The organism is Novosphingobium sp. FG90 (genome assembly GCF_057808725.1).
Map to the genome: position 1 here is coordinate 291,184 of NZ_JBMDIO010000003.1, position 9,780 is coordinate 300,963.

At 67.6% G+C, this 9,780-nt stretch carries 6 protein-coding genes and 1 riboswitch; of the genes, 1 reads left to right on the forward strand and 5 read right to left on the reverse strand.

Features of this window, described 5'->3' with window-relative positions:
* Positions 1-126: 126 nt before the first annotated feature.
* Positions 127-2,100, reverse strand: coding sequence for a TonB-dependent receptor plug domain-containing protein (locus tag ACODRZ_RS04735; protein ID WP_488969705.1), 1,974 nt, complete (start codon positions 2,098-2,100; stop codon positions 127-129).
* A 174-nt stretch (positions 2,101-2,274) separates the two neighbouring features.
* Positions 2,275-2,466: riboswitch (cobalamin riboswitch) on the reverse strand.
* A 72-nt stretch (positions 2,467-2,538) separates the two neighbouring features.
* Between ACODRZ_RS04735 and ACODRZ_RS04740 the strand changes: the two genes are divergently transcribed.
* Positions 2,539-3,858 carry a cobyrinic acid a,c-diamide synthase CobB gene (locus ACODRZ_RS04740; protein WP_488969706.1) on the forward strand — a complete coding sequence of 440 codons (1,320 nt, stop codon included), beginning with the start codon at positions 2,539-2,541 and terminating at the stop codon, positions 3,856-3,858.
* Here the strand turns inward: ACODRZ_RS04740 and mdoH are convergent.
* The 4 genes from mdoH to ACODRZ_RS04760 all read right to left on the reverse strand — a co-directional run bounded on the left by mdoH (position 3,837) and on the right by ACODRZ_RS04760 (position 9,492).
* Positions 3,837-5,654 carry a glucans biosynthesis glucosyltransferase MdoH gene (gene mdoH / locus ACODRZ_RS04745; protein ID WP_488969707.1) on the reverse strand — a complete coding sequence of 606 codons (1,818 nt, stop codon included), beginning with the start codon at positions 5,652-5,654 and terminating at the stop codon, positions 3,837-3,839. The two genes, ACODRZ_RS04740 and mdoH, sit on opposite strands and share 22 nt — an antisense overlap.
* Before the next feature lie 11 nt (positions 5,655-5,665).
* Positions 5,666-7,156 carry an OpgD/OpgG family glucan biosynthesis protein gene (locus tag ACODRZ_RS04750; protein ID WP_488969708.1) on the reverse strand — a complete coding sequence of 497 codons (1,491 nt, stop codon included), beginning with the start codon at positions 7,154-7,156 and terminating at the stop codon, positions 5,666-5,668.
* A gap of 100 nt (positions 7,157-7,256) precedes the next feature.
* A complete protein-coding gene (locus ACODRZ_RS04755) occupies positions 7,257-8,450 on the reverse strand; it encodes an efflux RND transporter periplasmic adaptor subunit (RefSeq protein WP_488969709.1) in 1,194 nt (397 codons plus the stop codon).
* Entirely contained in the window at positions 8,443-9,492 is a 1,050-nt protein-coding gene (locus ACODRZ_RS04760) for a TolC family protein (RefSeq protein ID WP_488969715.1), read from the reverse strand. Before ACODRZ_RS04760 ends, ACODRZ_RS04755 begins: the two co-directional genes overlap by 8 nt.
* Positions 9,493-9,780: the final 288 nt, after the last annotated feature.

A 9,780-nucleotide genomic window follows, 5' to 3' on the forward strand; every position in this document is an offset into this window, starting at 1 on the left:
GGTTTGCTGCGACAAAGCACCGGGTACGAGGCGCGATGGACCCTGAAACAAGTTCAGGGTGACGGGCGGGGCGGATAAGAAGGTTCCATATCCGATAGCCCCGCATGAGGAGGGACGGGCCTGTCATCAGAACCGGCTGCGCACGCCGAGGTAGATCGTCCGTCCCAGCGCGGAATATCCCGCCGCCGTCTGGTAGTCCTTGTCGGTCAGGTTCTCGACGCGGCCTTGCAGCATCAGGTTCTCCTTGACCCGCACTTGCGCGCGGAAGTCGATCAGCCAGTAGTCGTCCAGCTTCGCGGTGCCGGTGGCGGCGTTGAAGGTCTCGCCCGAGTAGCGCGCCGCGACGCTGGCGCGAAGCCCTTGCGGCAGGTCGATGCCCGCTTCGGCATTGGCCATGTGGCGCGGTACGCGCTGCAGCTGGCGGCCGTAAGTGGAAGAACCTTCGGTGCGGTCCTCGGCGCGGGTCCAGCTGTAGTTGCCCTGTGCGAACAGTACGCCCAGCTTCGCCGACGCGGCGAGTTCGAGGCCGCTGGCCTTCGCCGTCTTGACGTTCGCGTAATAGCCGAAGCGGCTGGTCTCGGTGCCGGGGATGTAACAGGCCGCCGGGAGCGTGCCGCTGGTGGGGCAGTAGGCGAAGTCGATCAGGTTGTCGGTATCGCGCTGGAACCAGGTGGCGGTAAGGCGCAGCGCCTCGCCGAAGTTCTGCTCGGCGCCCACTTCCCAGCCCTTCGCCTTCTGCGGGGCGAGGTCGGCGGTGCCGTATGTGCTGTACATCTGGTAGAGCGAGGGCGCCTTGAAACCCTCGTCATAGCTGGCGCGCAGCACCGTGGCGCCTTCGTTGGGGGTATAGGCCGCGCCCGCGCTCCACACGGTCTGCCCGCCGAAGCGCGACTGGTGATCGTAGCGTGCGCCGCCGTCGAGGGTGAGGCCCTTGACCGGGCTCACGCGCAGTTCGGCGTAGAGGCTGTCCATGTCCACCGAGTAGGGCGTCAGCGTATAGGGCGTGGCGGAGTTCGTCGGCGAGGCGGTGGTCATCCGCTGTTCCTCGCGCTCGGCGCCGAACACGGCCTGGATCGCGTCGCTGAAGGTGTAGGTGCCCTGGTACTCGTAACGGCGCAGGCGGCCGTGCGCGTCGAAGGTGATCGCGCGGATCGAGCGGGTGGGGTCGAAGTTCTCCCGGTCGGTGACGTTCTGCAGCACCGCGACGCGGTTGACGAGCTTGCCGTCCAGCAGCGCGAAGTTGAGGCCCGCGTAGCCCGACCATTCCTTCGTGGTGCCATAAGCGAGGGTGTCGCCCGAAGTGCCGTCGAAATCGTTCCTCCCGTCGGCCCAGTAGCCGCGCAGGTCGAGGCTGACGCCGGGGGCGACGCGCACCGTGACGGTGCCGCTGGCGGCGCTGCGCTGGAAACCGTCGGCCTCGGTCCCGTTCGCCCGGGCGGAGATACCGTCGGTGGTGAAGCGCGAGGCGGAGAGGCGCCAGTCGATGAGGTCCGAGGTGCCGCCCACGCCCGCGCGGGCGGAGACGGTGTCGTGGGTTCCGGCCTCCACCGCGAAGCTGCCTTCGAGCGGCTCGGTCGGGCGCCGGGTGCGCACGTTGACGACACCGCCGGTCGCGTCGCTGCCCCACAGGATCGACTGCGGCCCGCGCAGGATCTCAATCCGGTCGACGTCGTCGAGCAGCAGGTTGGAGAAGCCGTAGCCGCCCGCCGTCGCCGAGGGGTCGGACAGGCGCATGCCGTCGATCACCATGACGGTCTCGCCCGCATCGGCGCCGCGGATGCGCAGCGAGGTGGTGGTGCCGTAGCCGCCGTTGCGGGACATCGAGACGCCCGGTGTGCGCAGCAGGGCATCGGTCAGGGCGATGGGCTGCAGGGCGACGATCGCGGGCTCGCCCAGCACGGTCACGGTGGCGGAGACGCGCTCGATCGCGACGGGGGTGCGAAGCGCGCTGACGAGGATGTTGTCGGCCTGCCCGGCGGCGTCCAGGGTATCGCCAGGTGCCGTTGTGGTATCGTTGGGTGCCGCTGTGTCGGCGAGCGCCGGAGAGGCCGAGGCGATCAGTACGATGGTGGCTGCGGTGGTCGTAAGATACTGTTTCACTTGTATTCCTTCATGCGAACGGCGGTGCTCCGTCGGCCGGTGAAGGATATTGGGACAGTGGGCGCGGACAGGCAGCGCAACACCTCCCGCAAGCCCCCTCAGGCCGCCGGAACGATGGCTGTCGTTGCGCGAGGAATGCACTTCCCCCGTCCGTCCGGCACACCCTGTCCGGTCGAAGAACGACGGCGACGGGCAGGTCTCCTGGCTCACGGGTCATCGCCTATTTCGGCCGCCTTCTCAGGGGTTTGCGCCCCCAATGGCATGTGGTCGAACGGCTCTCCGCTTACAGTTGCAGGGGCAGCCCGGGTATTTCACCCGCGTTCCCTTTCAATCCCCTCGCGGGGAACCTGTCGCGACGCGGCAAGTATCGTGCGCCGGGTCACTGTGCAAGAGGCCAATGCTTGCGCGGACCTGCGGGAAACCATAGGTGCAAGGCCGATGGACACTCTCCGCCAAGACGATGCCCCCGCCTGCCCGGCATACCTGATAAGCGCCCCGTCCTCGGGTCAGGGCAAGACGCTGGTGACCGCGGCATTGGCCCGAAGGCACCGCAATGCGGGCAGAAAAGTGCGCGTTTTCAAGGTCGGACCCGACTTCCTCGACCCCATGGTGCTCGAAGTCGCGAGCGGTGCGCCGGTCCATCAGCTCGACCTGTTCATGTGCGGAGAGGCGCAGTGCCGCGCCCTCCTGCACGAAGCGGCCTGCGATGCCGACCTGATCCTCGTCGAAGGCGCGATGGGCCTGTTCGACGGTGACCCCAGCGCTGCCGACCTCGCCCAGCGATTTGGCCTTCCGGTGCTGGCCGTGGTCGACGGATCGGCGATGGCGCAGACGTTCGGCGCCCTGGTCCATGGACTTGCGACCTACCGGTCAGGGCTGGAGGTCCATGCGGTGATCGCCAACCGTGTAGGCAGCGCGCGGCATGCGGAATTGCTGGAGCGCGGCATGCCTAAGTCCGTGAAGTGGCTGGGCGCATTTCCGCGCGAGGCTGGTGTGACGCTGCCGGAACGCCACCTCGGACTGGTGCAGGCGGCGGAGGTTATGGACCTCGACACGCGGCTGGATAGGGCGGCGAGCCTGTTGCCTGACGATGTGCTGCACCTGCCGCCGCCGGTCAGTTTCCCGGTGCCCGAGGCCGGGCAGGACGGTCCGGATCTGTCGGGGTTGCGTATCGCCATCGCTCGGGACGAGGCGTTCGCCTTCATCTACCGCGCCAATCTGGAATGGTTGGAGCGGGCGGGCGCGGAGCTTGCCTTCTTCTCACCGCTCCACGACGCGCTATTGCCGGATTGCGAGGCGATCTGGCTGCCGGGTGGCTATCCGGAACTGCATCTGGAGACGCTTGCCGCCAATACGCCGATGCTGGAAGCGGTCCGCGCGCATCATGCGGCACACAAGCCGATTCTCGCCGAGTGCGGGGGGATGCTCTACGCTTGTTCATCGCTGTCCGACGTAGAGGGAAATCGCGCCGAACTGCTCGGCCTGGTGGACGGTCATGCCACGATGCAGCGGCGCTTCGCCGCGCTCGGCATGCAGCGCGTCGTGCTGCCGGGAGGGACGCTGCGCGGGCACACCTTCCATTACTCGCGGCTGGAAACCGGGCTTGCCCCGGCCGCCCGCGCCGAGACGCCGGAGGGGCGGGACGGGGAAGCGCTCTATCGCCTAGGCTCGCTCACGGCGAGCTACATGCATGGCTACTTTCCGTCCGCTCCACAGGCGGCGGCGCGGTTTTTCGTTCAGGCCTCGACCACCGACTGACCTTCGGCGAGGCCTTCGGGGGCCTTGCGGGGATATTCGCTCGCCTCGACGATGCCGGGTTCGGGCACGCGGAAAACCTTGGCCGCGTCCGCCTTGTCGCCGAGGTTCTCGCTCGACGACAGGCTGATGAGCCAGGGCGAAAGGAACAGGCCGACGATGATCGGCAAGAGCCAGATCGCCGTCGTGGTGTCGAGGAATGCCGTCGCGGTCAGCGCCGCGCCCAGCAGCAGGTGCTCGCGAAGGTCAGGCAGGACTTCGCGTATGGTGATGCGGCGGGCATCGCGGGTCTGGGTGTTCCAGCCCGCCGATATGCCCAGCAGCAGGCCGAGCAGCGCCTTGGTCTGCGTCACCATGGTGATCGGCGCGAGCAGCATCGCCAGCGCCGTCTCCAGCAGGACCGAGCGCACGGCCGCGAAGCCGCCGCCAAAGCTGCGCCGCCGCTCGCCATCGGCCAGGACCCAGATCAGGCCCATGATCTTCGGGCCGAACAGCAGCATGACCGTCAGCGCCAGCACGCTTGGCGGGGCGAGGGTGACGAAGCCGCCATCGCCATGCGTCGCGACCTGGCCGATCATCGTCAGGATCAGCAGCAGCCAGCCCGGCGAAGTGAGGTAGGCCGAGGCGCCGATCAGCAGGTGCAGGCGGCTCGCCCAGTGCAGGCCCGATGCGCCGAGGAGCTGGAGATGCTGCAGGTTGCCCTGCATCCAGCGGCGGTCGCGGATCGCCATGTCGATGATCGTGGGCGGGAATTCCTCGTAGGAACCGCCGATCATCACCATGTGGACGGCCCAGCCACGGCGACGCAGCAGGGCGGATTCCAGCATGTCGTGGCTCAGGATATCGCCGCCGAACGGGGCCTTTCCGGGAAGCTCGGGCAAGCCGCAAGCCTCGGCGAAGGCGCGGGTGCGCACGATCGCGTTATGGCCCCAGAAGTTGGCCTCCGAGCCCGACCACCACAGCAGTCCGGCGCTGGCGATGGGGCCGTAGGCCTCGCTCGCGAACTGCATCCAGCGCTGGAACAGCGTGCGCGCGTTGGTGATCATCGGCACCGTCTGGAGAAGGCCGATCGAGGGGCGCTCTTCCATGATCGAGGCCATGCCCACTATCGTCTCGCCGCTCATCATCGAGTCGGCGTCGAGGATCAGCATGTTCTCGTAGGCGCCGCCGAAACGCTTGACCCATTCGGCGATGTTGCCGGGCTTGCGGGCGATGTTCTTCTCGCGGCGGCGGTAGTAGATCTTGATCGGCGCGTGGTCTGCCAGTTCGTGCCAGGCCGCTTCCTCGCGCTTGCCGTGGAAGGGGTTGGAATCGCTAAGGATGAAGAAGTCGATCCACGGCGCGCCGCCGGCTTCGGCAATCGAGTAGGCCATGGCGCGCACGCGCGCGAAGACTTCCTCGACGCCCTCGTTGTAGACCGGCATCAGCACGGCGGTCTTGTGGCGCAGGCTGGACGCGGGGCTCGGCAGCGCGGTGAAGCCGGGATGCTCGCCGGTGATGAGCTTGAGGAAGCCCATCGTCGCGGTGACGAAGCCGAACGAGATCCAGCAGAACAGCGGCACGAAGAACACCAGCAGCAGCGCTTCGACCCAGTCGAGCCCGTCGCGCGAGAGTTCCATGCGCACCGTGCTCGATGCGGCGAGGCCGATGGCGGCGGTGAGCGCGAGCAGCAGCAGGCGCTTGACCAGCATCCCGTGCGGCGCGGTCTTCACCTCACGCGCGCCGGGCGGATTGCCCCACAAGTTCTGGATCGGCATCGCCATGGGCGATTCGGCCGGAAGCATCGGCGAATGGTTCATCGGCGTCGCACTCACGTTTCAATGGCCTTGATAACGGTCTCACTGAGCGCGGAGTTGCCGCGCTTGAGGAAAAGTCGGAATTGGGGCTGAGTCAGGGCGGCGGATCGCACGTCGATCATCGCCCGCCAGCGCCCGTCCGAGCGCGCCACCGGATAGGCTACGGCGGAAACCACCGCAGCCTTGGGCAAGTCGGTATCGGGCGTGACGCCGCTGGTCCGGTCGAGGCCTGCCAGCGCGGGACCGGAGAAATCGAACACGAACTTGCGCACGCCTTCCAGCGGCGGCGAACCCGGACTGCCGCCGGGGCCTTCGAAAATATCGACGCAGCGTGAGCCGCCATCGATGGTCGGGTCCTTGGACGTCCAGGTCAGCCGATAGGCGAAATCGCGGCGCTGCCCGGCCTTTGCCGGACGGTCCGCACGCCAGAACAGCGCGATGTTGTCGAGCGTCTCGCTGCCCGTCGGCATTTCGTAGAGGCCGACCGCGCCGACGCCCCAGTCACCCTTGGGCTCGACCCAGAGCGACGGTCTGCGGTCGTAGAACACGCCGTCGTCCTGATAGTGATCGAAAGCCTGATCGCGCTGCAGAAGGCCGAAGCCCTTGGGCGAATCCGAACGCAGCGCATGAAGCCGAGCCGTCGAGGGATTCTCCAGAGGCCGCCAGACCCGCTCGCCATTGCCTGACCAGATCGCGAGGCCGTCGGAATCGTGGATCTCGGGCCGCCAGTCGCCGCGCGCGCGCGCAGGGCTCGACTGGTCGTACCAGAACATGCTGGATGCGGCGCCGAGGCCCAGTTGCTTGACGTCCTTGCGCAGGAACAGCGCCGCAGTGACGTCCTGCGTCACTCCGTTCGCCGTCTTGCGGCAATCGAACGCATAGGCGCCGGCAAGGCTCGGCCCGTCGAGCAGGGCATGGATGCGTACGCTGTCGGCGCCGGTCTGCTCGATCCAGAAGCGGGTGAAGTCGGGAAACTCCTCGCCGGTGGCAAGGCCGGTGTCGATGGCGATGGCGCGGGCCGAGAGGCCGTACTGATCGCGGTCGCCGGAGGAGCGGAAATAGCTCGCGCCCTGAAAGGCCAGCCAGTCGCTGCGCCCGGTCGCGTCCATGACACGGAAGCCTACGGCGTCGGTGTTATGGCCGCCGACGAACAGGTCGCTGGTATGGACGATCGCGCGCGCTTGCCGGCCTTCGACGACGGAGATGACGACAGGCTTGGGCGCGGTGCCGCGCACGGCGGGGAACAGCCGCACGTTGCCCGCGACCATCGGGGCATCGCCGTAAGTCAGCTTCCCGGCCGCATCGTAGTCGGCGGCGGCGCGCGTGGATTCGGCGATCGGCACATAAGCCTTGCGGGCGAGATCGCGGGCCTGCGTCACGAGGCGATCCCACGAGAACGGCTCGGGCGCGCCGAGACGCCCGCCCGTCGCGGCCTTCACCCCGTCAGGCAGGGCGCTGGCCGCTGCGAGCGCCGCCATCAGCCCCATGGCCGTGCGGCGCGACATCTGCGCGTCGTCGTTCAGAATGCTGCTTACCCTTGTTGCCTCGGATTTTCCGTCGAATGCCCATACGCACGGACGCGGCAATTGTTGCAGGAGGAACCTTTCATCCGCCTGACTGGCCGCCTCCGGCCGTCGCGTCCCGCCAACCGATGATCGCGCGATCGCCGGGTTTGAGGTCGTTCGCGAAGACTTCGGTGCGCTTCCCGTCGCTGGCGCCGACGGTGACGTAGACGCGGCGCGGCTCGCCCCCGTCGAGCACGAATATGCGCTCGCGTCGCTGCGGACCGCGCGCGCCCGGCTCGAATTCCAGCGCGGCATTGGGGACCAGCAGCACGTTCTGCCGCTCGGGCAGTTCGATCTCGACCGTCGCCTTCATGCCGGGGCGCACTTGCGGGCCGGGCTTCTCGATCGTGAAGACGGCGAGCGGGGGAGTAGTCTGCGGCGGCGGAGACACGCGCAGCAGCGTCAGCGTCGCGGACTGCGGCGCATCGGGCACGGTATCGAGCCGGATGTTCGCCAGCATTCCCGCCTTGATGGGTTCGGGCCGATGCGTATCGAGCGGCACTTCGATCGTCAGCGGCGCGATGCCCTGCGCGATCGTGAAGAGCGGCTGATGATCGCCGATCATCTGCCCCGGCTGGGCATGGCGCATGGTCAATATGCCAGAGAAGGGCGCGCGCACTTCGGCTCCGGCCTTGCGCGTCTCGTCTTCCTTGAACTGGATCTGCGCGGCCTTCACTTCGGCCCGCGCCGCCTCGACGCCAAGGTCGGCGCGGCGGGCGTCCGCACGGGCACGCTCGATCTCGTTGAGCGACGGGGCGCGACCGCCCGAACGACGCCATACGCTCTCGAACCGGGCGAGGCGCGATCCGGTGTCCTGCGCGGTGACTTGCGCCGCCTCAAGCGACGCCTGCGCCGCGGTCAGACGCGAGCGGCCGACTTCCACCGCGCCCTTGACCTCGCCCGCGTCGATAATGGCGAGCAGTTCGCCTTGCTCGACAGCGCCGTCGCTCTTGCTGGACACCCAGGTCACGCGGCCGGGCAGTGCGGAGAAGACCGTCACTTCGCCCGCGCCGCTGATCTGCCCGCGTTCGGAGATCAGCGGCGTCAGGTTCCCGCGCTCGACCGGCGTGGAATAGTACGGAGAATCGTCCCCGCTCACGAAGCGGACGAAGAAGGTCATCGCCCCGAGCGCGGCGATCGCCAGGATCAGCAGGCTCAGCCAATGGCGGAACACGCGCCGGGGCGCGGCGCCGAGCAGGGCGTCGAGCGGGGTATGCGTATCGTGTTCAGTCACAGCCGGCGGTCACCGTTATCGTGGGGCCAGTGGCCGAAGGGTCCGGCGCGACGACGGGTGCAAGTCCTTCGCGCGCCCAGCTCCCGTCCTGCCCGGACCAGAGATCAAGGGTCGCCGTCACGCGGGCGGCCCGCGCATCGGCCAGCGCGAGTTCGACCGCGAGTGCGGCGGCTTCGGTCACGTAAAGCGTGGAGAAGGCCCCGGCTCCCTCGCGGTAGGCGGTACGCGCGTCACGGACGGTGCGGCGCGATTCCTCCAGCGCCTGCGTCAGCCGGGCTTCGCGCAGGACCGCGTCGGCAAGAACCGCCCGCTGCGGATTCTCCGGGGCTGCCGAGGCAAGCGGATCGACCGCAGGATCGGGAAGCGTTCCCGGGGCGCCGAGCTTCGCGGCAAGGGCATCGGGCTGATCACCGACAAGGCGGGCAAGTTCGGCAATGGCCTGATCGAGCCGCCCTTGCACGAACCCGAGTTCGCCTTGCGCGGTCTCGTCCTGCGACCGGGCGAGCGATCCGTCGATTGCCGGAACTAGCCCGGCCTCACGGCGGAACTGTGCGACTTCTGCATTGTCCTTATACTGGGCTCGCAGATTGCCGCGCAGTGCGACGTCTTTCTGCAGGCGCCGCACTTCTACATAGGCAAGTGCGATCTGCCGGGCGAGGCGTTCCCGCCGCGTGGACACCCGCTCCACCTTTTCGGTCCTGACTTGCGGGTTGGCGTTCACGCTCTTGTCGCCGAACAATCGCCCCAGCTTGGCGCCGATACGCTTGGCGTCGTGCTCGGTCTGGTAATCGTACTGGCGCAGCGAAGCGATGCGGCAGATGACTTCGGGGCTGGTATCGAGGCCCTGCTGCACAAGAGTCGCCAAGACCGGATCACCGGCCTCACGCCACCACGCAGGTGCAGCGGGCACGACAGGGGCTTCGCCGGCGGCTGCCGGCGGCGGAGTGCTAGCGACGTCCTTGGTGGCTTCGGTGCATCCGGCACTGGCAAGCATAATCGCCAGAAGCGCGGCGCCGCCCACTCGCGCGCGTGGTTTCAACATTCTAGACACGTGCATTCCGATAGCACCTGAGCCCCGCGAAGCAATCATGCTGCGATAGCGAACGCAGGAATCGCCGACTGGTGGCAGGGCACCGTCGGGAGATTCGTCATTTTATGGTGCCCGGCGGGCACTCGATTGGCGTTAAGGGTGGTTATGTGATTGCAAAATCGCGGAAAACTGGGGTTTTTGGGGTTCGATGAACTTTTTTTGAAATTAGTGTTTGACCGACTCGTTTCCTCGGCTTAGAGGCCGCTTCACCGCAGCGGAGCACGCTTCTGCTACGGTCGC